This window comes from Labrys neptuniae (assembly GCF_040797145.1).
GTDB lineage: Bacteria > Pseudomonadota > Alphaproteobacteria > Rhizobiales > Labraceae > Labrys > Labrys neptuniae.
Genome location: NZ_JBFNQD010000005.1, coordinates 224,210 through 249,313, shown reverse-complemented (window position 1 = coordinate 249,313; position 25,104 = coordinate 224,210). Strand labels below are relative to the sequence as shown.

The 25,104-nt window shown below is 62.7% G+C and carries 26 protein-coding genes; 13 read left to right on the top strand and 13 right to left on the bottom strand.

The genetic code is table 11. From position 1 onward, the window contains the following. Positions 1–158 precede the first annotated feature (158 nt). Complete coding sequence (locus ABXS05_RS17180; protein ID WP_311937078.1) at positions 159–407, top strand: hypothetical protein; 249 nt, start codon at positions 159–161, stop codon at positions 405–407. 378 nt (positions 408–785) lie between these two features. Continuing rightward, positions 786–983 carry a hypothetical protein gene (locus ABXS05_RS17175; RefSeq protein ID WP_311937075.1) on the top strand — a complete coding sequence of 66 codons (198 nt, stop codon included), beginning with the start codon at positions 786–788 and terminating at the stop codon, positions 981–983. 236 nt (positions 984–1,219) lie between these two features. Here the strand turns inward: ABXS05_RS17175 and ABXS05_RS17170 are convergent, their stop codons facing one another. The 3 genes from ABXS05_RS17170 to ABXS05_RS17160 form a co-directional block, all read right to left on the bottom strand. Then, a complete protein-coding gene (locus ABXS05_RS17170) occupies positions 1,220–1,456 on the bottom strand; it encodes a hypothetical protein (RefSeq protein WP_311937071.1) in 237 nt (78 codons plus the stop codon). Positions 1,457–1,644: 188 nt separating this feature from the next. Next, positions 1,645–2,034 carry a lysozyme inhibitor LprI family protein gene (locus ABXS05_RS17165; RefSeq protein ID WP_367624773.1) on the bottom strand — a complete coding sequence of 130 codons (390 nt, stop codon included), beginning with the start codon at positions 2,032–2,034 and terminating at the stop codon, positions 1,645–1,647. A 26-nt stretch (positions 2,035–2,060) separates the two neighbouring features. Continuing rightward, entirely contained in the window at positions 2,061–2,948 is an 888-nt protein-coding gene (locus ABXS05_RS17160; RefSeq protein WP_311937065.1) for a hypothetical protein, read from the bottom strand. A 340-nt stretch (positions 2,949–3,288) separates the two neighbouring features. Between ABXS05_RS17160 and ABXS05_RS17155 the strand changes: the two genes are divergently transcribed. Further along, the gene (locus ABXS05_RS17155) at positions 3,289–3,783 is read left to right on the top strand and encodes a DUF3471 domain-containing protein (RefSeq protein ID WP_367624772.1); all 495 of its coding nucleotides are present in this window, start codon (positions 3,289–3,291) and stop codon (positions 3,781–3,783) included. A gap of 108 nt (positions 3,784–3,891) precedes the next feature. On the opposite strand, the gene ABXS05_RS17150 is transcribed toward ABXS05_RS17155, so the two are convergent. Together ABXS05_RS17150 and ABXS05_RS17145 are read right to left on the bottom strand one after the other, a co-directional pair. Beyond that, positions 3,892–4,920, bottom strand: a complete 1,029-nt coding sequence (locus ABXS05_RS17150) for an L-idonate 5-dehydrogenase (protein ID WP_367624771.1) — start codon at positions 4,918–4,920, stop codon at positions 3,892–3,894. Between the two features lie 9 nt (positions 4,921–4,929). Beyond that, the gene (locus tag ABXS05_RS17145; RefSeq protein ID WP_367624770.1) at positions 4,930–5,868 is read right to left on the bottom strand and encodes a 2-hydroxyacid dehydrogenase; all 939 of its coding nucleotides are present in this window, start codon (positions 5,866–5,868) and stop codon (positions 4,930–4,932) included. A 196-nt stretch (positions 5,869–6,064) separates the two neighbouring features. Here ABXS05_RS17145 and ABXS05_RS17140 point away from each other — a divergent pair, with 196 nt between their 5' ends. From ABXS05_RS17140 to ABXS05_RS17105, 8 genes are all read left to right on the top strand, one after another. Next, on the top strand, positions 6,065–6,826 hold the full coding sequence (locus ABXS05_RS17140; RefSeq protein ID WP_367624769.1) for an SDR family oxidoreductase: 762 nt from the start codon (positions 6,065–6,067) through the stop codon (positions 6,824–6,826). Positions 6,827–6,904: 78 nt separating this feature from the next. After that, positions 6,905–7,810 carry an NAD(P)-dependent oxidoreductase gene (locus tag ABXS05_RS17135; protein WP_367624768.1) on the top strand — a complete coding sequence of 302 codons (906 nt, stop codon included), beginning with the start codon at positions 6,905–6,907 and terminating at the stop codon, positions 7,808–7,810. A 131-nt stretch (positions 7,811–7,941) separates the two neighbouring features. Continuing rightward, positions 7,942–9,441, top strand: coding sequence for a sugar ABC transporter ATP-binding protein (locus tag ABXS05_RS17130; RefSeq protein ID WP_367624767.1), 1,500 nt, complete (start codon positions 7,942–7,944; stop codon positions 9,439–9,441). Between the two features lie 19 nt (positions 9,442–9,460). Next, on the top strand, positions 9,461–10,510 hold the full coding sequence (locus ABXS05_RS17125; protein ID WP_311937047.1) for an ABC transporter permease: 1,050 nt from the start codon (positions 9,461–9,463) through the stop codon (positions 10,508–10,510). A 26-nt stretch (positions 10,511–10,536) separates the two neighbouring features. Next, entirely contained in the window at positions 10,537–11,646 is a 1,110-nt protein-coding gene (locus ABXS05_RS17120) for a substrate-binding domain-containing protein (RefSeq protein WP_367624766.1), read from the top strand. 127 nt (positions 11,647–11,773) lie between these two features. Next, positions 11,774–12,118 carry a hypothetical protein gene (locus tag ABXS05_RS17115; protein ID WP_367624765.1) on the top strand — a complete coding sequence of 115 codons (345 nt, stop codon included), beginning with the start codon at positions 11,774–11,776 and terminating at the stop codon, positions 12,116–12,118. 3 nt (positions 12,119–12,121) lie between these two features. Beyond that, positions 12,122–13,030, top strand: a complete 909-nt coding sequence (locus ABXS05_RS17110; protein ID WP_367624764.1) for an SMP-30/gluconolactonase/LRE family protein — start codon at positions 12,122–12,124, stop codon at positions 13,028–13,030. Positions 13,031–13,120: 90 nt separating this feature from the next. Further along, positions 13,121–14,119: a LacI family DNA-binding transcriptional regulator gene (locus tag ABXS05_RS17105; protein ID WP_311937511.1), complete on the top strand. Its 999-nt coding sequence runs from the start codon at positions 13,121–13,123 to the stop codon at positions 14,117–14,119. Between the two features lie 124 nt (positions 14,120–14,243). On the opposite strand, the gene dhaL (ABXS05_RS17100) is transcribed toward ABXS05_RS17105, so the two are convergent. From dhaL (ABXS05_RS17100) to ABXS05_RS17065, 8 genes are all read right to left on the bottom strand, one after another. Next, the gene (gene dhaL / locus ABXS05_RS17100; RefSeq protein ID WP_311937036.1) at positions 14,244–14,897 is read right to left on the bottom strand and encodes a dihydroxyacetone kinase subunit DhaL; all 654 of its coding nucleotides are present in this window, start codon (positions 14,895–14,897) and stop codon (positions 14,244–14,246) included. 30 nt (positions 14,898–14,927) lie between these two features. Next, on the bottom strand, positions 14,928–17,039 hold the full coding sequence (locus ABXS05_RS17095; RefSeq protein WP_367624891.1) for a bifunctional sugar-binding transcriptional regulator/dihydroxyacetone kinase subunit DhaK: 2,112 nt from the start codon (positions 17,037–17,039) through the stop codon (positions 14,928–14,930). A gap of 142 nt (positions 17,040–17,181) precedes the next feature. Further along, on the bottom strand, positions 17,182–17,823 hold the full coding sequence (gene dhaL, locus ABXS05_RS17090) for a dihydroxyacetone kinase subunit DhaL (RefSeq protein WP_367624763.1): 642 nt from the start codon (positions 17,821–17,823) through the stop codon (positions 17,182–17,184). A 12-nt stretch (positions 17,824–17,835) separates the two neighbouring features. Then, entirely contained in the window at positions 17,836–18,828 is a 993-nt protein-coding gene (locus ABXS05_RS17085) for a dihydroxyacetone kinase subunit DhaK (protein ID WP_367624762.1), read from the bottom strand. A gap of 33 nt (positions 18,829–18,861) precedes the next feature. Next, the gene (locus ABXS05_RS17080; protein ID WP_311937030.1) at positions 18,862–19,635 is read right to left on the bottom strand and encodes an SDR family oxidoreductase; all 774 of its coding nucleotides are present in this window, start codon (positions 19,633–19,635) and stop codon (positions 18,862–18,864) included. A gap of 57 nt (positions 19,636–19,692) precedes the next feature. After that, on the bottom strand, positions 19,693–20,685 hold the full coding sequence (locus ABXS05_RS17075; RefSeq protein ID WP_311937027.1) for a substrate-binding domain-containing protein: 993 nt from the start codon (positions 20,683–20,685) through the stop codon (positions 19,693–19,695). Between the two features lie 82 nt (positions 20,686–20,767). Beyond that, positions 20,768–21,772, bottom strand: coding sequence for an ABC transporter permease (locus ABXS05_RS17070; protein WP_311937025.1), 1,005 nt, complete (start codon positions 21,770–21,772; stop codon positions 20,768–20,770). Between the two features lie 43 nt (positions 21,773–21,815). Beyond that, on the bottom strand, positions 21,816–23,294 hold the full coding sequence (locus tag ABXS05_RS17065; protein WP_367624761.1) for a sugar ABC transporter ATP-binding protein: 1,479 nt from the start codon (positions 23,292–23,294) through the stop codon (positions 21,816–21,818). A gap of 178 nt (positions 23,295–23,472) precedes the next feature. Here ABXS05_RS17065 and derI point away from each other — a divergent pair, with 178 nt between their 5' ends. Continuing rightward, the gene (gene derI / locus ABXS05_RS17060) at positions 23,473–23,934 is read left to right on the top strand and encodes a D-erythrulose-4-phosphate isomerase (RefSeq protein ID WP_367624760.1); all 462 of its coding nucleotides are present in this window, start codon (positions 23,473–23,475) and stop codon (positions 23,932–23,934) included. 110 nt (positions 23,935–24,044) lie between these two features. Then, a complete protein-coding gene (locus ABXS05_RS17055) occupies positions 24,045–25,034 on the top strand; it encodes an ABC transporter permease (RefSeq protein WP_367624759.1) in 990 nt (329 codons plus the stop codon). Positions 25,035–25,104 lie beyond the last annotated feature (70 nt).

Genomic DNA, 25,104 nt, shown 5'->3' with positions numbered 1-25,104 from the left:
GGCTTTTCTTTGCCTGCTTGCTTTTTTGCATTGAAACTTTAGGTGCGTTCGTTGCAATGCAATCCTTTTTGACGCTCGCAATCCAGCCTCCGGAACATATGATGATGCGGTGATCCTGGCGCGATATGGGGCTACGCCAGAGGATCTGACGCAGAACAATGTCCACTGTGACGCACTACATCATTTTCCCCTTCGTCCGAGACAGCGAGGGCAACCTTGTCGCCGGACAGGGGCAAAGGGCCTATTCGAATACGATGGCGCGTTTCCGTGCTGCTTTCTGTGTGGGAATCAGGCAAGGCGACGAAACGATCGTCGGGGCCGTTGCGTTCATGCGAACTGGCGATAGTCGGCCGGTGATCCTGGCAAAATATGGCGAAACGCCGAAAGGCCTTGCGGAGATGGAATGATCCGGCTTCTGCCGCCCTTGCGCGCCATAGAGGGGATCCGGCGGGATGCACGATGGCGTATGGTAACTGCCTGCATCCAATAGCGAGGAAGTCTGCTTGGCCGGCCCGTCTTCGGTCGGTCGCGGCCATGAAACGCAACCGAAGTGCGGTGCTCGAAACGGCGAGTCCATCGATGATGCCCGTGGCGGGTCGACCTTTCCCTTGATGTTCTTCCTGTCGATCCGTTGGTATGGCTGTGTCCTGCCCGGTCGGGGGTGGGCTCTTTCTGCCAGATCTTCACAGAGGTTTTTAAGGTCCCGTTACACATTGCAGGGTAAATTGCACCCGACCTAACGATTATCAGCGCAGGATAATCAGTTGATTGAGGAAGGGTCTGTCATGGCGAAGTCAATTAGCATCGTAGGAATCATTGCATTTGTTCTTGGTTGTATAATGATCCCAACGGCATCGGGGCTTCTACAGGAATTGGAAGGCGCCGTTGCACTGGGGTTTGGTCTGCTGACCTTTGCCTTGGGCCGAATCCTCGACTCCCTCGTCGAGATCAGAAAGGCGCTCGACAAGAATCCGTCTTCCTGATCGAGCGCAGGACCTTGTCCCACGCGACCTGGTTTGCGCCATCGTTCACCTGACCTGGCATTCGCGCCGCGCTTCCGGTGACGAACGTGGATCATCGGCAAATCAGGCGTGTCGTTTGCGCATCCCATGAACCAATTCGATGCCGGAGAGCATGATCTCGGCCCTTGCCATGACATGGCGCCTTGTGCAGCCTTGCATGGGATGTTGGCACCGCGCTTTGCCGCCTGATCCGGCACTCAGTGAGGCTGGGCGCGTTTTTCGAGTTGCATGGCCGCAAGATCTTCCTCCAGCCGGTTCAACCGATCATGGATGTCCACGGACCGGTAAGCGTGCTCCTCCAGGATAGAATTGATCAGCACATTCATCGACATGCCTTTGAAACTTGCCTGGCCTTCGAGAAGTTTCCGCAGTTCGGGGGCCAGGCGGATGACCAGCGGCTTGAAGGATCGGGTGAGACCCCTAGTTGCATTCATGATTGGTAACGACCTCTGTTGGGCATATTGTAGACACCTGCGCTATCCTGCCTATCTATTGTTTCGTGTGACATGGATGTGACTCGGAGAGGCAAACAAAAACACCTGCTTGTTCATCGAAGCTTTTGGCTCCGATGTGCTGGATCAAGATTTGGCCTGGGCTGGCCGTCCATGATCTTGGCGGGGGACTAGCCTGGGTTGCGGACGCGTTTCTCCAGTTCGAGCGTGCGCTTGGCGATATCGTCCAGCTCGAAGCTTTGTGAGATCATGAAGGCGCCGGAGCCGGTGTCGGGATCGCTCGCAAGGCGCCTGGTCTCGCCGAGGTGATGGACAAGCCAGGCTTTTTGTTCTGCCTGCAGCTTTGTCCGTTTGCTGCCGTCTTCTCTGTGCAGCAGGGCTCGGTAGGCGATGTTCAGCCTGGCATCCCACTTGGCAATTTCTGTCTTTCCACATTCAAGCATGTTGGTCGAAACACCATCCGCGCGATCGACGCAGGCGGTCATCTCGTCGGTCGATTGTGCGTTCACGGACTGGGCGGCGAGAAACAACACGCTGGCAAGGGCATATTTCGAGATCATGGGTGGCACCTCCTGCTTTGCACGGGTCATTGCACCGAGACGACGAAGTGGCCTTGGTGAAGGGCGAGCTTGCCTTCCAAAGAGATCATGTCGGCTGAGAAATCGCCTTCGATCTTGCCGGCTTCCATCTTCGTGATGGTCAGTGCGGCCTCTGCATTCGGGCTTTCATCGGTCTTGTAGTGGCTGTCATTGGTGCTGAGTTCGATGCAGGGGGCATTCTTCTGGCAGTCGCGGGTGAGCTTCTGGGTGCCGGTGGCGCTTGCGTCGAACTGCAGTCGCAGTGTCGTCGCATCGATCGTCCTGTCCGGCTTGATGATGGGGGCCGTGTTGACGAGAACGGTGCTGCCCAACTTCACGACGATGAGCGAGGAGCCGCCTGCCGACCAGGTCCTATCCCCGATCTCAGCCGAAACCCGATCGCCCTCCTGCGTGCTGGCGACGATCTTGGGCGGTTGATTTTGAGAGGGCGGGCTCGTTGCGGGTTGCGGCTGAGCCGCGTTTTGTTGAGCGATGCCGGGCATTTGGAGGGTAAAATTGAAGACTTGCCACGCGCCTGCAGCGTTCTTGGTCAATTCTACCCTGGCAGGCAGAGACACGTCCCCGTCCAGCAACAGCGTCCCCGATACGCTGCCCCGGCCGTTCTCGATTTCTCGTTCGGGCCATGACGCGCTCTTGAACCGTCTCAGACCCGCTCGGTTGGCGAGTGCGGCGAAACTGCTTTCGCTCATGGCCTGCTGGAATGCCGGGGAGGCGCTGCGATAGGCATTCTCCGGCCCGCTGGAAGCGATGGTTGCAAAAAAGACGGTGGCCGTGTCGGCGACGCCCTTGGTGAAATAGTAGACGCCGGTGCCGACGGCCGCTCCGATCACGACCACGATTCCTAAAGCCAGCAAAATCTTGCGCATTGTCGACATGTCGGATCTCCACGATCCCAAAAAGGATCAATATGGCTCCTTGTTCTCTACGGCCTCCGCGGGGCCGGCCGGGCGACCGGCTGCCACGCAGTCAGGCCATTTGCCGGGGGCTTGGGCTGCCCGGGGGGCGCCCTTTCTGCCAGGAGCGAAATTCCTCTCATAATGCAATGGTTCGGTGACCGATCTGCCGAGAACGATACCCGCTAAAACGGAGCAACAGCTGAAACGACGGTAACACAAGATGATATCGAATTCGTGCTATCGAAATGCCGATCGATGAGCCATTCCGGCGCCTTCTTCGTGGGGGGGGGCGGCATTCCATGTTTTGCCCGATGCCGATATGGGCATCGTTGTTCTCACCAATGGTGCTCAGGTGGGGGCCGCAGAAGCCATCGCCACGGAGTTCATGGACATCGCCCAGTTCGGCGACGTCACGCGCAACAGCTGGTACGAGATCGCGCACGGTCATTTCATGAATTTCTATAAAGCGTCAGGCGATCTGGTCGGTAATTCACCGCCTCAAAATCCCAATTTCCCGCATCCGCTCGCGATCTATGAAGGGATCTACAGCTCGGCCTATTTCGGCGAGGTCGAGGTCTGGGCGAACGGCGATCATCTGATCCTGCAGATCGGCCCCCGCAAGTTGCAGTTCGTCCTCAAGCACTGGGACGCGGACGTCTTCCAGATGGATCCTGGCCGTGAGTTCACCGCCAAGGGGTCGCTTTACTCGGTCGGGTTCGCGCTGTCCGGCGGAAGGGTGACGTCGATGACCGCCGCCTATTTCAACGACAATATGCTCGGCACCTTCCCGTTTGCGAGGCCCAGGGGGACCTGAAGCAAAGCGGAGCACACGGTGAAGGAAACGAGGTTGCAGTCGATGCGTGACCTCGCGCCCACCGGTCGACGATTCCTGGTGTGTGGGCTGACGCCTCCCCGGATGGCGTCAGAACGACAATTGCACCTTCATCGCGCGGCGGCGGTCATTGGCCAGGGCGAAGGCCGAGACGGCATCGTCGAGCGCGAAGCTGCCGGTGAGCAGGGGACGCAGGTCGATCTTGCCGGTATCGATCAACTGCGTCGCCAGGGCGAATTCGGCGTGGAAACGGAAGGAACCGACGACCGAGAGTTCCTTGGCAACCACGAGGTTCTGGGGGAAGGCGACATCGCCGCCCAGGCCGAGCTGGACGACGATGCCGCGCGGGCGCATCGCCTCCAGGCCTGCGCGCAGCGCCTTCTCGTTGCCGGAGCACTCGAACATCACGTCGACCTGGCCCTTGTCCACCGCCAAGGCGGCGAGGGTCTCGGGTGCCTGCGCCGCATTGATGGTGCGATCGGCGCCGAGCCTGGCCGCAATGGCGAGCGGCTCGTCGACGATATCGGTGACGATGATTTCGGCGGCCCCATGAAACCTGGCCGCAGCCACGACGAGCGCGCCGATCGGCCCGCATCCCGTCACCAGGATACGGCGCCCGAGCAGCGAACCGGCGCGCGACACGGCGTGCAAGGCAACCGAGAAGGGCTCGACCAAGGCGAGTTCGTCCGCGCCGGCATTGTGCCCGACTTCGCACTGCACGGCATCGCAGACGAGGAGCTGGCGAAAGGCGCCCTGGACGTGCGGCATGCGCATGGCGCTGCCGTAGAAATGCATGTCCATGCAGTGATTGGGCAGGCCCTGCAGGCAATAGCGGCAATGGCCGCAGGGTCGACTCGGATTGACGGCGACCCGGTCGCCGCGTCGCAGCGAGCCGACATCCGCCGCGACCTCGACGATCTCGCCCGAGACCTCATGGCCGAGGATCATCGGCTCCTTGAGCCTGACGACCCCGAAGCCGCCATGGTTGTAATAATGCAGGTCCGAACCGCAGATGCCGCCGGCCTGGACGCGGACCATGACCTGCCCGTTCTGGAGCGGACCGGGGTCGCGTTCCTCCAGGCGCAGGTCCTTGGGGCCGTGGATGACGAGAGCACGCATGGCTACCTCTCAAATGACCGGTGTCAGAAGGGGAAGACCGGCAAAATGCGCGGTGAGATTGTCCCGCACCAGCTGGCCCATCGCCCGCCGGGTCTCGATCGTCGCACTGCCGAGATGGGGCTGCAGCACGACATTGTCGAGCCTGGCGAAGCGGGGATCGATGCGCGGTTCGTTCCAGAAGACGTCGAGGCCGGCTCCCGCAATCGTACGGGCCTCCAACGCCTGCAGCAGGGCTTCCTCGTCGACGGTGGTTCCGCGCGAGACGTTGACGAGATATCCCTCGGGGCCGAGCGCCTGCAGGACCTCCTTGCCCACGATCTTCTGGGTTGCGGCACCGCCGGGAAGGGTGAGAACGAGCAGGTCCGCCCAGGCCGCGAGCGCCGTCAGATCGTCAAAGAAGCGGTAGGGTGCATCCTCGTGCGGGGAACGGCCGAAATAGCCGATATCCATGTCGAAACCCGAAAAGCGGCGGGCGACGGTCGAGCCGATGCGGCCGAGCCCGGCGATGCCGAGCTTCTTGCCATGAAGCCGCGGCGTCAGCGGCGGATTCCCCTTCGCCCAAGCGCCCGAGCGAACATGGGCGTCCCCGGTTGGAATCCGCCGCATCGCGGCCAAGGCGAGGCCGATCGCGAGGTCGGCGACGTCGCCATTGAGGACCTCGGGGGTGTTGGTGACGCGAATGCCCCTTGCGCGCGCCATGTCGAGATCGATGGCATCGACGCCGACGCCATAGCAGGCGATGATCTCGAGATGAGGGAGGATCTCCAGTGTCTGTGCGTCCACGCCCAGGTCACCGCGCGTGGCGATGGCCCGGATGAGCGGGCGGATCGAGACGGCGGGCCCGTCGGAGCCCAGTTCCCAGAGCTTGTGCAGCCGATAGGCGCTCGACAGGGCCTCCATGTCCCCGTCGGGATAGGAACCCATCATCAGCAGGTCAGGTTTCATCATCCTCGCCTCGGCATATTTTTGTTATCGATATCACAACTGTATAGGGGAGCAAGCCTCTTTCCACGGCCCATCACTTACGAACGAAATGCTGGTCGCGGTCGTCTTTAAGCGCGTTGACAAATTTTGTTATCGATATCAATTTGTCGAGGAAGAGCGCCGATAGCGAACAGGCGCCGGCAAGACAAGGGAGACCGACGTGACGCTGTTCGATCTGACCGGGCGCAGGGCCCTGATAACCGGGGCCAGCAAAGGCATCGGCTATGCGATTGCAGAGGCTCTGGCCGGCGCCGGTGCCAGCGTGGTGCTCAATGCCCGCAATCTCGACCGTCTGGAGGACGCCAGGGTGGCGCTCGCGGCCAAGTCGCATACCGTCGATATCGCGCCCTTCGATGCCGCCGATCCCGATGCCGTAGAGGCAGGCATCGCCGAGATCGAGCAAAGGCTCGGGCCGATCGACATTCTCGTCAACAATGCCGGCATGCAGCATCGGGCGCCGCTGGAGACTTTTCCACTCGATGCCTGGAAGCGCTTGTGCGCCACCAATATCGACAGTGCCTTCCTGGTGGGGCAGGCCGTGGCCCGCCGCATGATTCCGCGCGGCCGGGGCAAGATCATCAACATCTGCTCGGTGCAGAGCGAGCTGGCGCGCCCAGGCATCGCGCCCTACACCGCGACCAAGGGCGCCCTGAAGATGCTGACCAAGGGCATGGCCACCGACTGGGCCCGCCATGGACTGCAGGTCAATGCCATCGGTCCGGGCTATTTCAAGACCGAGCTCAATGCCGCCCTGGTTGCCGATGCCGACTTCTCGGCCTGGCTGGAGAAGCGCACGCCGGCGGGCCGCTGGGGCGAGGTGAAGGAACTGGCGGGCGCTGCGATCTTCCTGGCCTCGGACGCCTCCAGCTTCGTCAACGGGCATGTCCTCTATGTCGATGGCGGGATCACCTCGAGCCTGTAGGTTTTCCCGAGGCCGGCGAGAGGAGGGGTGCTGCGCCCTCCTCAGCCTCTTGCGATGGGACGAAGGGGAGAACGGCCGATGACAGAGAGCCAGAAAGCCGCCGTTTCCGTGGTCGGAACCGGCATCATGGGATCGGCGATCGCGACGCGCCTGCTGGGGACGGGACATGCCGTGACTGTCTTCGACCTGGACACGGCCAAGGTCGCGACGCTTGTCGCGAAAGGGGCCAGGGCTGCCGCCAGCGCACGGGAGGCGGCGGAGGCGAGCCGCTTCATCATCACCAGCCTCAACAGCGCGGCGATCGTACGGAGAGCCGTGTTCGGCCCGAGCGGCATTGCGGAGGGAGCGGATGTTTCCGGACTCCTGATCGACATGTCTTCGATCGATCCGGCCTCGACACGGGAGCTTGCCGGGCAGTTGGCGGAGACGACGGGCATGCGGTGGGTCGATGCCCCGCTTTCCGGTGGGGCGCCGGGGGCCTTGGCGGGCCGCCTTACCGTGATGGCCGGCGGGGCCGCCGAGGATGTGGACCGGGCGCGCGCCATCATGGACAGCCTCTGCGCCAACTACACGCATATGGGTCCGAGCGGCGCGGGGCAGACGACCAAGCTGGTGAACCAGGTGCTCTGCGCGCTGGGCTTCCAGGCGGTCGCGGAGGCGGTCAGGCTGGCGGAGGCGGGGGGCGTCGATGCGGCCCGCCTGGCGGAAGCCCTCAAAGGCGGTCGCGCCGACAGCGCCATCCTGCAGGAATTCGGGCCGAAAATGGCAAGACGCGATTATACGCCGACCGGCCGCATCGACAACATGATGAAGGATCTGGAGGCCGTGCAGGCTTTCTCCGGCAGCCAGCGTCTGCCGCTGCCCGTGACCGGGCTGGTTACCGACCTGCACCGGTCCCTGCTGGCCGCGGGCCTCGGACCCCGCGATACGGCGGCGATCATGCTGCAGTTCACCGGGTTTCGCGAGCAGTCCGATGAAGGCTGATGTCGGGGTCGGTCACCGACGGGTATCTTGACAGGATCATGTTTGTTATCGATAACATATGAAAACCGGCCGTAGAGCCGGGCGGGCTTTGCGGGGCTGGAAGGCCCTCGAAGTTGTGGAGGACGAACGCGATGGCAGGGCAGGAAGCTCTCCGGTTCGAGAATGTCGTCAAGGCCTTCGGTGGCACCCGTGCGCTCAAGGGCGTCAGCCTGGAGGTCGGGCGCGGCGAGGTCGTGGCCCTGCTGGGCGAGAACGGTGCCGGCAAGTCCACCCTCATCAAGATCCTCGGCGGTATCTTCAAGGCCGATGACGGCCAGATCACCATCGGTGGCGAGGTCTATCGCCACCGTGCCAATGCGCGGGGTCAGCGCCAGAGCGTGGCCTTCATCCACCAGGACCTCGGCCTGGTCGAATGGATGACGGTGGCCGAGAATATGGGACTGTCGCAGGGCTTCTCCCGGCGCTGGCTGGGGGGCATCGACTGGCGCGAGGCGGAGCGCAAGGCCGAGACGGCGCTGAAGCTGGTCGGCTGCGACATCGATCCCACCCTGCGCGTGCACAGCCTCAGCCGGACCGAGAAGTCGCTGGTCGCCATTGCCCGGGCCCTGGTGGTGGACTGCGATTTCCTGGTGCTCGACGAGCCGACGGCCAGCCTGCCGGCCGACGAGGTCGAGCGCCTGTTCGAGGCAGTGCGGCGCCTGCGCGAGCGGGGCGTGGGCATGATCTATGTCTCCCATCGTCTCGACGAGATCTTCCGTATCGCCGATCGGGTGGTGGTGATGCGTGACGGCCTCAAGGTCGACGAGAAGCCGGTGGCGGAGACCACGCCCGACGAACTCGTCAGCATGATCGTCGGCCGCTCCACCCTCGAACTCTTCCGCAAGGCCGAATTCCATTCGGGCAAGGCCCGCGTGGTCCTGCGCGATGTGGTGACCCCGGCGGCCGGCCCCGTCAGCTTCGAGGTTCGCCAGGGCGAATTGCTCGGCCTCGTCGGCCTGCGTGGCGCGGGTCAGGAAGATATCGGGCGCAGCCTGTTCGGGGCGGTGCCGCATCGCGGATCGATCACCATCGATGGCCAGGTGCCCGATCTCTCCTCACCGCGGGCGGCGCTGAAGGCCGGCGTGGGGCTGGTTGCCAGGGACCGCATGGAAGAGTCCCTCGCGCCTTCGCTCAGCATCCGCGAAAACGCCTTCCTTAACCCGGAAGCCGCCGGACGGCCCTGGTATGTACCGCGTTCGCCCGCGGTCGAGGCCAGGCTGGCGAGTGAGCTGGGCGAGGCTGTGGGGCTCAGGCCCAACGATCCGGACCTGCCGATCGAGGGGCTGTCAGGCGGCAACCAGCAGAAGGTGGTCGTGGGGCGCTGGCTCGCGACCGGCCGCCGGCTCCTGGTGGCGGAGGATCCGACCGCCGGCGTCGATGTCGGCGCCAAGGCCGAGATCTACCGCCTCATCGCTCGCGCCCTGGAATCCGGCCTTGCCGTGGTCGTGGTGTCCACGGATTTCGAGGAAATCGCCCATATCTGCCACCGCGCCTTGGTGTTCAACCGCGGCCGGATCATTGCCGAACTGGCCGGCCCAGCCCTGACCACGGAGGCGGTGATCTCGGCCGCCTCGGCCTCCGAAGCCGCGTGAGCGCAGACAGGAAAGCTCCATGTCCACCAACTCCATCAAGTCCGACGCCCTCGAGCCGACGCGCGGCGAACTCAAGCAGGCCTCGGCGGGCGAACGACTGCTGCGGCGCCTGCCGGTCTATGGCCTACCGATCCTCACGGTCCTCTTGATCGTCCTGTTCTCGCTGATGCTGCCGCAGACCTTTCCGACCATGCTCAACGTCCGCTCCATCATCGCGGACAAGGCGATCATCGCCATGCTCTCGCTGGCGGCCATGATCCCGATGGCGGCCGGCAAGATCGACCTCACTGTCGGCTATGGCATCGTGCTCTGGCACATCCTCGCCATCAGCCTGCAGACGATGTTCGGGCTGCCCTGGCCGGTGGCCGTGGTGGTGGTCGTCCTGTTCGGCGCCCTGATCGGCCTGCTCAACGGCCTGCTGGTCGAAGTGGCGCGCATCGACAGCTTCATCGCTACGCTCGGCACCGGTACCGTGCTCTATGCCGTCGCGCTCTGGCATACGGGGGGACGCCAGGTCGTGGCGAGCCTGCCCCAGGGCTTCCTCTCGCTCAACGGCACCATGGTCTTCGGCCTGCCGATCACCGGCTTCTACGTGCTGGCTCTCGCCCTCGCCCTGTGGTTCATCCTCGAGCACCTGCCTGTTGGCCGCTATCTCTATACGATCGGCGCCAATCCCAAGGCGGCTGCGCTCAACGGCATCCCGGTCCAGCGCTACACCATGGGCGCCTTCGTGGCTTCCGGCGCCCTGACGGCGGTGGCCGGCGTCCTGCTCGCCTCGAAACTGCGTATCGGCCAGGCCAGCGTAGGTCTCGAATATCTGCTGCCGGCCCTCGTCGGCGCTTTTCTGGGCTCGACGACGATCAAGCCCGGCCGCGTCAATGTCTGGGGCACGGTGGTCGGCGTTGCCATCCTCGCGGTCGGCATCGCCGGCATCCAGCAATTCGGCGGCTCGTTCTGGGTCGAGCCCATGTTCAACGGCGTGACCCTGCTGATCGCGATCGGCATCGCCGGCTATGCCCAGCGCCGACGCGGCTCGGCCACCCGAAATTTCAAGAAGACGGGCAACTGACGACCCGTCGCATTCAGGAGGAGATCATGTTGAGACGAAATGTGTTGATGGCGGCTGCCGGCCTGGCGGCCCTGGCCCTGGCGCCCGCTATGGCGCGGGCGGATGCTTTTGTCGACGAGGCGAAAGCAGTCGTCGCCAAGGCTGCGGCGCGTGCCGACAAATGGGATGGACCGACGTCCGGGCCCAAGGCGGCGGCCAGGAAGACGGTTGTCTATGTGGCTGGAGACATGCGCAATGGCGGCATCCTGGGCGTCGCCCAGGGCGTCAAGGAAGCAGCCGGCGTGATCGGCTGGACCTATCGTGAGATCGACGGGCAGGGCACGGTATCCGGCCAGGCCGCGGCGCTCAGCCAGGCCGTTGCCCTCAAGCCGGATGCGATCATCGTTGGCGGCAGCGATGCGGTCGAGCAGAAGGCGGCGCTGGAGGATGCGGCCAAGCAGGGCATCACCATCGTCGGCTGGCACTCCGGCCCCAAGCCCGGGCCGCTCGACGGCACGCCGGTCTTCGCCAATGTCACCACCGACGCCATGGAAGTCGCCAAGGTGGCGGCCATGAAGGCGATCGCCGATTCCGACGGCAAGGCCGGCGTGGTGATCTTCGCCGACTCGACCTATGCCATCGCCATCGCCAAGGGACGGGCGATGGAGGAGGTCATCAAGAAATGCCAGGGCTGCGCCGTGCTCTCCTTCCAGGACACGCCGCTCTCGGATGTTTCCACCCGCATTCCCCAGCTGACCACCACCCTCCTGCAGCAGCAGGGTGCCAAATGGACCCATTCGCTGGCGATCAACGATCTCTATTACGATTTCATGCCGCCTTCGCTGGCAGCGGCCGGCATCGCCGGGGATGGCGATCCCCAGAACATCTCGGCGGGCGACGGTTCGGAAGCCGCCTATCAGCGCATCCGCGCCAAGGACCACCAGGCCGCGACGGTGCCCGAGCCCCTCGCCATGCAGGGCTGGCAACTCGTCGATGAGCTGAACCGCGCCTTTGCCGGCGAGAAATGGTCGGGATACGTCCCCGGCGTGCACCTGGTGACGCCCGACAATATCGGCTTCGACGGCGGCCCCAAGAACGTCTTCGATCCCGACAATGGCTACAGGGACGCTTACAAGAAGATCTGGGGTGTCAACTGAGCCGGAAGCGTGGCGGGGGCGCGTAGGCGCCTCCGCAATTGCCAGGCTGAAAGATAGATTATACCGCATTATTCGAGGGTTGAGCCAAGTTCTTCAACTCTCTCTCCACTTCAATGGTCGCTCAATCATGTATATACGCTGCGCATTTTTTCGCGGCCACGTCCGCCCTGGGTCGGAAGACGCCTTTACGCAGTTCGTGCGCGACAGGCTCGTTCCGCTCTGGACCCGCTTCCCGGGGGCCGACGAGGTGCGTGTCCTGCGTCAGGAAGAGGCCGATGTGGCGGAGCCGCATTACGCCATGGTGCTGGCCATCCGCTACCCCTCGCGCGCCGCCATCGAGGAGGCTCTCGCCTCGGAGGTCAGGACGAAGAGCCGGGCCGTCACCGCCGAACTGATGCCTCTGTTCGATGGCGACATCTTCCACACGGTCTTTCGCGCCGACGAGTTCCCGATGTCGCCGGAACGAGGATGAGGGATGAGCGACTACGAGATCCTCGACGAGCGCTTCGCCGCCCTGATCATCGGCCACGCCCGGCTCGAAAAACTCTGGACCGGATGCCGGTGGGCCGAAGGGCCGGTCTATGTGCCGGCCGCCAAATCCGTGTTGTGGTCGGATATCCCCAATGACCGCGTGATGCGCTTCGACGAGACGGATGGATCGGTCAGCGTCTTCGAGAGCCCCTGCGGCTACCATAATGGCCACACGCTGGATCAGGCCGGCCGGGTGATCGCCTGCGAGCATGGCGGACGGCGCTTGACGCGCCTGGAGCCGGACGGGCGCTGGAGCGTGCTGGCCGACAGCCATGGCGGCAGGCGCCTCAACTCCCCCAATGACGTGGTGGTGAAGAGCGATGGCTCGATCTGGTTCACCGACCCGACCTACGGCATAGACAGCAATTACGAGGGTCATGCCGCCGTCTCCGAGATCGGGGCTTCGTATGTCTACCGGGTCGACGCCGCCACCGGCGCGGTCCAGCCCGTCATCACCGATCGCATCAAGCCGAACGGCCTGGCCTTCTCGCCGGACGAAAGCCTGCTCTATGTCGCCGATACCGGCGCCAGCCACGTTCCAGGGTTGCCCCGGGCCATCCACGCCTACGATCTGTCCGCCTCGGGTGAGACCATCGGTCCGGCACGCACCTTCGCCGTGTGCGAAGCTGGTTTCTTCGATGGGTTTCGGGTTGACCGCGACGGCAATGTCTGGGCTTCCAGCGCCGATTCAGTCCGCATTTATGCCCGGGATGGCAGTCTGATCGGGCGCATCCCGATTCCGGAGATCGTCTCCAATCTGTGCTTCGGAGGCCCGAAGCGCAACCGCCTCTACATCACGGCGCAGAGCTCCCTCTATGCCATCTACGTTAACAATCACCCGCCGGGCTGGTAACGCTCCGGCTATGGCGATTGCGCCAGAACTGCCCTAACGGATTGCTTGATGCCTCGCGACAACGACAGACCGCTCAAAAGCCAGCCGACCATGGCCGATGTCGCCGAGCGGGCGGGAGTGTCGACCATGACGGTTTCGCGCGCCCTGAAGAAGGGGGGCTCGATCTCCGAGAAGACCCGCGGCAAGATCATGGCTGCGGTGGACGAGCTGGGCTATGTGCTCGACCAGATGGCGGGCACGCTTTCCTCCAAGCGCTCCGGTTTCGTGGCTGCACTGGTGCCCTCGATCAACAGCTCCAACTTTGCCGACACCGCCCGCGGCATCACCGAAGCCATCGAGGGCAGCGGCCTGCAACTGCTTCTCGGCTATACCGACTATCAGATCGAGAAAGAGGAACGGCTGGTCGAATCGATGCTGATGCGGCGTCCCGAAGGCATCATCGTCACCGGCGGCCGCCACACCGATCGCACCCGTAAGCTGCTCGAGGCCGCCGGCATCCCGGTGATCGAGACCTGGGACGTGCCAGATAAGCCGATCGAGCACGTCGTCGGTTTCTCCAACGCTGCCGCCATGAATGCGCTCGTGCATCATCTCCATGGCCGTGGCTATCGCAATATCGGTTTCATCGGCGGCACCAGCAATCGCGACACTCGCGGCGCCGATCGTCGCCAGGGCTACATCCAGGCGATCGAGCAACTCGCCCTCCCACGCGGTCGGGTCATTTCCTTCGGCAAGCCGCCGATCTCGATGGAGCAGGGCGCCCAGGCCATCGTGCATCTGGTGTCCCAATGGCCTGATGTCGATGCGGCGGTCTGCGTTTCCGATCTGTCGGCCTTCGGGGCCCTGATGGAGTGCCATCGCCGCGGCTGGGCGGTGCCGGGGCGTATCGCGATCGCCGGCTTCGGCGATTTCGAGGTTGCGCGCTGCGCCTACCCGAGCATCACCACGGTTTCCGTCGATGCCAAGGAGATCGGTCGGGCGGCAGGAAACCTTCTGCTCCGGGCAATAGAAGCCCAGCGGTCGCAGCAGCAAATTCCGCCGGAGATGATGCTGATGCCGTTCGTCGTGATACCGCGTGAAAGCAGCTGACGGACCTTCGCAGTTTCCGCCCGCCGGCACGGCTCAGCTGCAAACCCTGCGCTCCCTGGCTTGGCGCCACGGGACCCACCTCACGGCTTGATCGCCAGTGGCAGAAAAACCAGGCTCGTACTTCCTAAGATTCCGGTCGCTCGGCGAAGGCTTCCTGCATTGCCCGTAGAATGATGAGGGCGGACGCTGCGCCGGGGTCCATATGGCCCAGGGAACGTTCTCCAAGCCGGGCGGCACGCCCTCGGGTTGCGACCATGGACCTTGTCGATTGCGCGCCTTCCGCGCCCGCCTCCACGATATGGCGCCACATCTGCCCGATGGTCAGGCCGTTTGCCTTGGCGTGAACGGCGACCTCCATTGCCGGTATCCATGTGTCGAGCATCGTCTTGTCCCCGCGCTGCCCTTTGCCGCGCAGTTGGATACCTTTGGTAATGGCTTCGACGATGGCGACCTGTTCCGGCAGCTCGAGGGACAGCTGGTTCTTCAAGGCCTTGGCGGCGTTTTGAAAGCCTGTTGCATAAAGGGGACCGGTGGAGGCGCCGACGGCATCGAGAAAGGCGGATGCCGCTGCCGCGAAGACGTCGGAGGGCGATGCCTCATCAAGGTCGAGTTTTGCAAGCGCGCTGGTGACGGCCGAAAACCCCAGCGCCATGCTGATCCCGTGATCGGCGTCGCCGATGGCGCCGTCGAGATCGGACAGATATTCCTTCTCCGCCTTTATCGACAGGGCAATCAGCTGGAACATCCAGCTGAGGCGTCGCGCTGCGGTTTGCGGCATTGCATTGATCTCCCGAACAGCGTGGAATTCTCATTGGGCCGCAGGTAGCGGCCCTTTTTCGGTGATCCGAAGAAAGGCCGTATCGCAAGGATGCGACAGGAGATCGGATAGTTCCTGATCCAGGTGCAGGATGGATATGGATGCACCGTTCATGTCGAGCGACGTGCAGTAATGGCCGACCCAGTTTGCCGCGATGACGATCCGCTTGGCGCTGAGGCGCTCTTCCACGCGCTTGAACAGAATGTAGAGCTCCATCAGGGGGGTCGAGCCGAACGAATTGACAAGAACCGCCACCTGGTCGCCCGGGCCGGCCGTCATCTCGGAAAAGACCCTGTCCATGATGCGGTCGACGATTTCATCGGCTTGCATCATCTTCTCGCGGATGACGCCTCGCTCGCCATGAATGCCCATGCCGATTTCCATCTCGTCAGGGCCGATCTCGAAGTTGTGCCGGCGGGTTTGCGGCAAGGAACAGGGTTCCAGCGCGACCCCCATCGTATAGGTGCGCCTGTTGGCCTTGCGCGCAATGGCCTCGCATTCGTCGAGCGACAGCCCGCGATCGCAGGCGGCGCCGGCGATCTTGAAGACAAAGAAATTGCCCGCCACGCCGCGCCGTCCGTCGCGATCCTCTACCGGTGAGGAGGAGATATCGTCAGTCGTCAGCACCGTGCGCGTGGGGATGTTCGCCTCCTGCGCCAGCTCGGCCGCCATTTCGAAGTTCATCACGTCGCCGACATAATTGCCGTAGACGAAAAGGACGCCGGCTCCGCCTGAGGCAGCCTTTGCGCATTCGAAGATTGGAACAGGGGGAGGCGAGGAGAAGATGTTGCCGATCGCTACCGCGTCGGCCAGCCCCTTGCCGACATAACCGAGAAAGCAGGGTTCGTGGCCGGAGCCACCGCCGATGACCAGGCCGACCTTGCCCTTACGCGGACCATTGCGTGCAACCAAGGCACGCTTCGAGCCGTTGATCGGTGCGATATGAGCGGCATGCGCCTTGACCACCCCGTCAAGCATTTCATCGACAACGTCATCGGGGTTGTTGAGAAATTTCTTGATGTGGGTGCGATTGTAGCTGGGCGGGGCAGCCTCGGATTCCTGCCGCAAGCGTTGGGCCGGCTTGTTGTGGATCTGCGCTACGCCATCGGCGTTGAGGATGCCACGCCCGGTCGCCGCATCGGTGATCAACACGCTGACATAGCCGCCTCTCAGCGCCGCCAGAATTGCCGGCACCTTGTCGAAACCGCCGGCAACCGCAACGCGCATGTCGCTATCCCGCAGCCGATCGAGCGAAATGCCGATGGTTCTGTCATCTAGGGGACCGGAAACGGGGTGGCCATGGGAGTCGATGAAACGGCCTGCAATCACGCCGACTGCATTTCTGGCCAGATAGTCCTGTATCGAGACGTCCTCAAAGAATCCGCTGGTATGGATCGTCGAATTCGGCCGAAGGGACGAAATGCCGAAAAGTGCCTTGTTGGCCCGGGTCAGTGCTTGAAATTGTTCGGCAATGACCGGTTCGTCCAAGAAAGCCGATTTGACCTGCGCATTCGACACGATGGCCGGCGCGGTGATGTTGATGAGATGGGCATTCGTGGCTTTGGCGAGCGCTGCCGCGCATAGCTCCGGCGTGTAGGCGAAACCGGCCCGAGTGCCGCCGGTGGCCTGGACGACCGTCACATCCTGCAGATTGGATATATGCAGGTTTTGGGCAATGGACAGGACTGTGCGCCCCCATGCGACGGCGACCGTATCGCCGGATTTCAGCAGCTTCGCAACGGCTTGCGCGCCGGCGGCTCCCAGGCGGTCGATCAGGGTTCGCGATCCGTCATCGTTGGGCACGACGAGGCAGTCGGTCAATCCGAAATGCTGTTTTAGCTCCTGTGCGATTATCAGCGAGCTCAGCCGCGAAGGTTCGATGGAAATGCTGACAATTCCACGGCTGCGCGCTTCGGCAAGGTAGCTGTTGACCGTTGCGCGCGAGATTCCCATGATCTCGGCGATATCGCCCTGTGTGCGCCCGTCCTCGTAATAGAGCCAGCAGGCCCACACATAGGGATCGTCGCCATAACGCAGCGGTATGACATCGGTCAATTCCGCCTGACCGGGCTTGGCCATAGCGGTTTTATTACTCGGCGCCATCTTGTTTGCCATCGCTCCTGCGTCGGTCGGGAAGGCTTGCAGGACAATGCCTTTGTCTCGTCTTGCGAAAATTCACAACAAAAGGCGGCCCAACTTTCCAAGCATAAAGTGGGGCCGCCATGTTGCGCAAATCGGCTGTCCCTTATTGCAGCTGCTCGCGGGCGCGGAGTGACAATTCCTTGAGAATGATGGCACAGGAGGTTGCCCCGGCGTCCAAGACTCCGCGGGAACGTTCGCCCAGACGGCTGGCGCGTCCGATCCTGGCGACCAGATCTATTGTGGAATCTCGCCCCTTTTCCGCGGCTTCGACGAGCGCATCCAGAGCTTCGGCAAAGGATCTGCCGGCATTGTTCGCATCGTCGAACGCGGCAAGGGCAGGAACGAACGTGTCGAGAAGCGTCTTGTCGCCTACCTTGGCTGAGCCGATGGATTGAATGCCTTCGAGGCCCGCATGCAGCATGCGGCTGAAGGCGGTGGCATCGATGGCGTCGACACCGTCGATCTTTTCGGCGAATTCCGTAAACATGACGCCATAGAGCGGTCCCATCGAGCCGCCGATTTCGGTCATCAGGACGGTGCCGAGCGTATCGAGCGAGCCTGAAAGGGACGCGTTCTTGCCCTTGAGCCGTTCGGCAGCCAGGTTGAAACCTTTGGCCATGTTGACGCCGTGATCGCCGTCGCCGATCTTGCCGTCGATTTCGCTGAGATAGGCCCGATTTTCGATAATGCGTTCTGCCATGGCCAAAACGATATTGCCGGCTTCCGCATTGTTCAGGGTTTGCATGGGGCGTTCTCTCTACAAGATTGCAGTGCAGCGCACGTCCGTATCGAGCAGTTCCTTCAGTTCGTCGTCAAGAGCCATGACCGTCAGGGTTGCGCCGATCATTTCCAGAGAGGTGAAGTAATTGCCGATATAGGTGCGATGGATTTTCAGGCCGCGTTTGACGATCTCGGATTCGATCGTATCGTTCAGGATGTAGAGTTCGTTGAGCGGTGTCGCGCCGAGGCCGGAAACCAATACGGCGACTTCTGTGCCTTCGGGAAGATCGTGGTCGTCGAGAACGATCCCGCACATGTCGCGAGCGATCTCGGCCGCGGATTTCAGCGGCTCCACACGGACGCCTGGTTCGCCGTGATGGCCAATGCCGACCTCCATCGTGCCCGGAGCGATCTCGAAATTCGGATGGCCGACAGCAGGCAAGGTACATGGACCGAGGCCCACGCCGATCGAGCGGCAATTGTCGATCGCCCTTTGCGCGGTGGCACGGACGTCTTCGAGCGAGGCGCCCTTTGCCGCCTTGGCGCCGCCAACCTTCCACATGAAGATTTCGCCAGCAACGCCCCGGCGTTTTTCGCGCTCGTCTTGGGGCGCCGAGCAGACATCGTCGTTGGCGACCACGGTCGCCACTTCGATGCCATCCTTGGCGGCAAGCTTGATCGCCATCTTCACGTTCATGTTGTCGCCGGCGTAATTGCCGTAGAGCACGACGACACCTTTACCGCCATCGGCTTCGCGGATGGCGTCATGGAAGCTTTTGGCCGTGGGGGAGGAGAACAGCTCGCCGACAGCCACGGCATCGAGCATGTTCTTGCCGGTATAGCCGATGAAGGCCGGCTCGTGACCGGAGCCGCCGCCCGTGACGACACCCACCTTGCCGGCCTGAGGGGCATCCCTGGCGGCGATGACACGGGGATTGTCGGCGAGGCGAACAATATCGGAATGGGCCTTGACGAAACCCTTCACCGTGTCTTCGACGACTTCGTCGGGATTGTTGACGAAACGCTGCATGATTTCTCCTATGGGTTCCTGGAGCGCTTCGGCTCAAAGGATGGTGTAGCCGCCATCGATCAGCAGATCGGCGCCGTTGATCATGTCCGCACCGGCGGAAGCGAGGAAGACGGCAGCGGCCGCGATTTCCTCGGGAAAGGCGAACCGGCCGGCGGGAATGCGTTTTTTGGCGGCGTCGCCCTTTTCTCCCGCCCAGGCCTTCTTGCCCAGTTCGGTGAGCACGATGGTGGGAGAAAGCGTGTTGACGGTGATGCCGTATTTGCCCCATTCGGCCGCAAAGGTCTTGGACATGCCGATCACGCCGAATTTCGAGGCGCAATAGGCCACATGCTCCTCGATGGCGACAGTGCCGGCCTGCGAAGCGAGGTTGATGATCCTGCCGCCCTTGCCCGCGCCGATCATTTCCCGGCCGACAGCCTGCGTGACCAGGAAGCTGCCCTTGAGATTGATGTCGATCGTCCTGGTCCAGTGGTCCAGCGACAGATCCTCGGCCGGAGCCAGGAACACGACCCCGGCGCTGTTGACCGCAATGTCGATGCCGCCAAAAGCAGCCTTCGTACCCGCGATCGCGGCGTTGACGGATGCAGGATCGGTGACATCACACGCGAATGCGTGCGCGCCATTCCCAAGCTCGGCCGCCTTCGCGGCGGCAAGTTCGGCGTTGATGTCGAGAACGGCGACCCGGGCACCCTTGGCGACGAAGGCGGTTGCAACGGCAGCACCGATGCCGGAGGCGGCTCCAGTGACAAGGGCGACCTTGCCGGAGAGGGGGAAGGTCAGGTCGATCTGAGGCGCGATATCGGTCATGTCGATGGGTCCTGGCGGTAGGAGGCGCGGGGTGAAACGCTACCCCGCGCGGAAGAATCACTTGCTGCGGGCAGCGAGCAGCTTGTCGACATTGTCGGCGGTGACGGGCGTCCACGGCACGTTGTATTCCTTGGCCTTACCGTCGTTGAACGGCATGGTCGGATACTGGGCCCAGATATCGGATTGCGGCTTGTAGTCGCCCTTCCTGGCCTGGAAGATGGCAAGATCCAGGGCTCCCTGCGCCTGCGCGCGGGCGTCCTGCAGGATCGAGGTCATCGTGCCCTGCTTGACCGCATTGAGCGCATCGGTGACACCGTCGATGCCGGCAATGGCAAAGTCCTTGACGTTCAGCTTGGCCGCCTTGATGGCTTCGATCGCGCCGAGCGCCATCTCGTCATTCTGGCCGATGACGCCATTGATCTGACCGGGATGTGCCGTCAGCCAGTTTTCCATCAGCGTCTGCGCTTCGGCGCGTGACCAGTTGGCCGTCTGGTCTTCAATGACCTTCACATTCGGGCATTCCGCAAGAGCCTTCTTGTTGCCCTCGAGACGGGAGATCTGCGCCGACTGGCCGATCGGGCCTTCGATGATCACGACATTGCCCTTGCAGCCGATCTTGTCGAGCACGCTCTTGGCCTCCAGATAGCCCGAGACCGTGTCGTCGGAGCCGACATAGGACGCCAGCAGGTCGGAGTGGACACGCGTGTTCGAGCCGACGACGGGAATGCCGGCGTCATGGGCGGCCTGGACGGCAGTGGCGCCGGCCTCGATGTCGATGGGCACGAAGATGATCGCGTCGAATTTCTGCGTGATCATCGTGTTGAACTGTTCCTGCTGCACGAGCGCATCGTAGCGCCCGTCGAACACGGTCAGCTCCACCTCCCCATTCTTGACGGCAGGATGCTCCTTCAGCGCCGCTGTCCAGATCTGCATGAACTCGGCGTTGAGGCCGTAGGGGGCCGCCCCGATCTTGATCTTCTTGTCCTGCGCCAGGGCAGGCGTCACCAGCAACGCCGTGGCCGCGGCCAGGGCGACAAGCAGTTTCCTCATGGTCGTTCTCCTCCGAAAATTGCCGCAGCCATGACGGCACGCGGTTCTGGATCGCGGGCGCGAGCGTCCGGATGGCACGGGCTTATTCGCCCTGGTTTCTCTTCTGATCCAGCATCACGGCACCGACGATCAGGGCGCCCTTGAGAACCTGCTGGTAGTAGGATTGGATGCCCATCAGATCGAGGCCGTTGTTCATCACGCCGATGATCAGGGCGCCGATCAGCGTGCCGGTGATACGACCGACGCCACCCGACAGGCTGGTCCCGCCGATCACCACGGCCGCGATGGCATCGAGTTCGTAGGCGATGCCGGCCTGGGGCAGGGCGGAACCGGTGCGGGCGGCCAGCATCATGCCCGCCAGGCCCGAAAGTCCGCCGGAGATGACGTAGACGCTGAAACGGATGCGGGCAACGTTGATGCCCGACGTCTTGGCGGCATGCGGGTTGCCGCCCACGGCATAGATGTAGCGGCCGAAGCGCGTACGGTTCAGCACCCACCAGGACAGGGCGAACACCACGGCGAGCAGGACGACCGGCGCAGGAATGCCGAACAGGCTGCCGGTGCCGATCCAGCGGAATTCGGGCGTGAGCGCGGGCACGGGCCGGCCCCCACCATAGATGAGCGTCAGGCCCCGCGCTGCCGAAAGCATGCCGAGCGTGGCCACGAAGGCGGGGACGGCAAAGCGCGAGACGATGATACCGGCCACGGCGCCGCAGGCGATACCGACGAGGAGGCCCGCCGCCAATGCGAGATAGAACGGATAAGGCGCGCCCGGCAGGCCCGCCGTCGACGAGGTGGTGGCGAAGCTGGCGGCAATGATGCCCGTAAGCGCCGCCACCGATCCGACGGACAGATCGATCCCTCGCGTCAGGATGACGAACGTCATGCCCACCGCCAGCACGCCGTTGATGGCCGTCTGCAGCAATACGTTGGAGATGTTGCCCGCGGTGAGAAAGTACTGGTTGGAGACCGTAAGGACCAAGGCAAGCAGCAAGAAGGCGATGAAGATGCCGTATTCCTGGATGATGAGCCGACGATGCTCCCTGCCGGGCCAGATGCTGGTGGAAGGATTCTGGTTAGCGGACACGTGGATTTCCTTTTTGTGCCGGGCATACGCCAGGGCGCCGGTCTCAGGTGGACAGATGCACGAGCGACTGCGCGTCGGTTTCTTCACGCCGTTGGATCCCGGCGGACCGTCCCTGCCGCATCACCAGGATGCGGTCGGACATGCCGAGCACCTCGTCTATTTCGGATGAGATCATCACGACCGTGCCGCCTGCTGCCGCGAAATCGCAGATGATGCGGTAGATCTCGCGCTTGGCGCCGACATCGACGCCGCGCGTGGGTTCGTCCAGCAGGAGAAGCTTGGGCTGGCGCAAGAACCACTTGCCGAGCACGACTTTTTGCTGGTTGCCACCCGACAGGCCGGAAACAGGCATGGTATCGCGCGCAGCCTTGATGCCGAAACGCGCGATCATGTCTGCCGAGGCGGCCCGTTCCTGCCGGCGCTGCATGGTGAAACCCGGACTCAGCTCCGGCAGGCTCGCCAGACAGATGTTGTTGCGCACGCTGTCGGAGAGATTGAGGCCGGTGAGCTTGCGGTCTTCGGTGACGAGCGCGATGCCTGCGCGCATGGCATCGGCGGGACGGGAAATGGCCAGCGGCTGGCCGTCCAAAGTGATGCTGCCGGCCGTCGGCTTGTCCAGGCCAAACAGGCAGTCGAAGATCTCCGTACGCCCCGACCCCATCAGACCGTAAATGCCGAAGATCTCACCCCGTCGCACGGAAAATGAAATGTCGTCGATCTTGCCGGGAGCCGAGAGGCCCTTGACCTCGAAGCTTACCGTCTCCGCGGGGATGTTGGTCTTGACATATTCCTCCCCGAGCTCCCGGCCGACGATCATGCGGATCAACTCGGGACGGTTGATATCGGCCAAGGCGCCGCTGCCGACATAACTGCCGTCCCGGAAGACGGTGTAGGAGTCGGCGATCTGGAAGATTTCCGACAATCGGTGGGAGACATAGACGACCCCCTTGCCGGCGGCCTTGAGACGCTCGATGGCCGAGAACAGATGCTGAGCTTCCTTCTCGCCGATGGCGGAGGTCGGCTCGTCCATGAAGATGACCTCGGCATCGTGACTGAGCGCCTTGGCGATCTCCACGAGCTGCATCTGCGCCACCGAGAGATTCATCATGTATTGGCTGGCACGGATGTTGAAGCCGAGCTGATCGAACAGCGCCTGGGCCTCCCGGTTCATCTTGCGGAAATCGATGCCGCCGAAGCGTGCCGACGGTTCGCGCCCGAGGAAGATGTTCTCGGCCGCCGTCATGTGGGGAACCGGGCTGAGCTCCTGTTCGATGATGGCAATGCCGGAGGCAAGCGCTTCGGCCGGACTGGAGAACTCCACGGCCTTGCCGCGGCGGCGGATCGAGCCGGCGTCTCTGCGATGCAGCCCCATCAGGATCTTCAGGAAGGTGGACTTGCCCGCGCCGTTGCCGCCGCACAAGGCATGGACGGAACCAGCATGGAGCTTGAAGGCGCCATTTCGCAAAGCAGCAACGCCGCCGAAGGACTTTTTGAGCCCTTCCACCTCAAGCAAGAGATCCACGCTTCCTCTCCTCCTATGCGCACGCCGCCTGGCCGGCGGGCACGTCGACGTCACGAGAGCCAAGCTCGAGCGTCGATATTGACAATTGTCAAATAAGGATCGACAAATGTCAAGAACTGCAAAAACGAACAAGAACCATGGCCGTCGGGCAGCCGGCTTGCCTTGGGAGGGAACCACAATGAAGATTGCTCTTGGCGCGGACGGCGCAGGAAAGCCCCTGCTTGATGTCATCGCGCATCATCTGGCCGGTAGGGGTGACATCACGGTTACCGATCTGAGCCGGCCGGGCTACTACGCCGACATCTCGAAGGTCCTCGCCGAAAGCGTGGTCAACGGCGAATACGATCGGGGGCTGTTGTTCTGCGGCACCGGAATCGGCGTGTCGATTTCGGCGAACAAAGTGCCAGGTATCCGCGCCGCCCTGACCCATGACACCTATTCAGCGGAAAGAGCCGCAAGGTCCAACAATGCTCAGATCATTGCCATGGGCGCCCGTGTGATCGGTCCGGAACTGGCTAAAGCCATCGTCGACGTTTTCCTCGCATCCAGCTTCGATCCAAACGGGCCGTCGGCGGACAACGTCAAAGCGATCGATCGTTTGGATGCAGGCAAGGCAAATGCATCCGATGCTCGAGGCTGAACGATGGAGCGCGGCAATGAACTCTTGCACAACCGACAAAGAAGTTGCCCTGCCGGCGGACCTGGCCGGCCTCGCCGGAAAAACGCAGCCTTCGGAAACGGGAGGAAAAAGTGTCGTCATATAGCCTGAACCGGCAGGCGCCTTTTCTGCTGTTGATCAATTGCGCGGTGCTCGCTGCCGGGGCTCTGTTGGCGGGCTCCAGTTTCATCGACAGCTACAATCTGCAATCCATGGCGTCGCAGGTTCCCGAACTCGGCCTTCTGGCACTCGGCGTCATGCTGGCCATGATCTCGGGCAATGGCGGTATCGATCTGTCGGGTATCGCTTTGGCGAACCTTGCCGGTATCGCCGCCTTTCTGGTGACGAGCCACTTCATCGTCGCCGATGACGCGCCGACCCTGTTTTTCTGGAGTTTCACCGGTCTGGCGCTTCTCGTGGGCCTGGTCGGCGGCTTCGTAAACGGAAGCGTGATCGCCTATGCGCGGCTGACACCCCTGATCGCGACACTGGGGACGCAGCTCCTGTTTACCGGCATTGCGGTGTTCCTGACCAACGGCTCCGCGATCACCATGGGCTTTATCGAACCGCTGGATGACTTCGGCAACATGCCGGTATTCGGTATTCCTGTGTGCTTTGCGCTGTTTCTGGCGATCGCAGCCGGACTGGCATTTCTTTTGAAATACACGCCCTTCGGCATGAAACTTATGATGCTGGGAAGTAATTCCAAGGCAGCACGGTATGGCGGCATCAATGAAAAGCGCATGCTGCTTGTTACCTATACTCTATGCGGTGTGCTGTCTTCCGTTGCCGGGGTCATTATCGCGGCCCGCAATTCCTCGGTGAAATGGGATTATGGCGGCTCCTACGTGCTGATCGCCATTCTGATTGCCGTTCTGGCCGGCGTTAAGCCCGAAGGCGGATACGGCAAGGTGGTCTGTGTGCTGCTGGCTGCGACGGCGCTGCAGATTCTCTCGAGCCTGTTCAACTTCATGAACATTTCGAATTTCTTCCGCGACCTTGCCTGGGGCGTCCTGCTGTTGGCCCTCCTGGCCTTTTCGTGGGTGCACCTGGGCGTCTGGCTCAAGCCGAAGCGACGATAGCCCGGTTCGCGATCGGCTCGGCACCGTCAAGATCCCATAGAACCGGCAGTGCCGATCCTAGAAGACGATT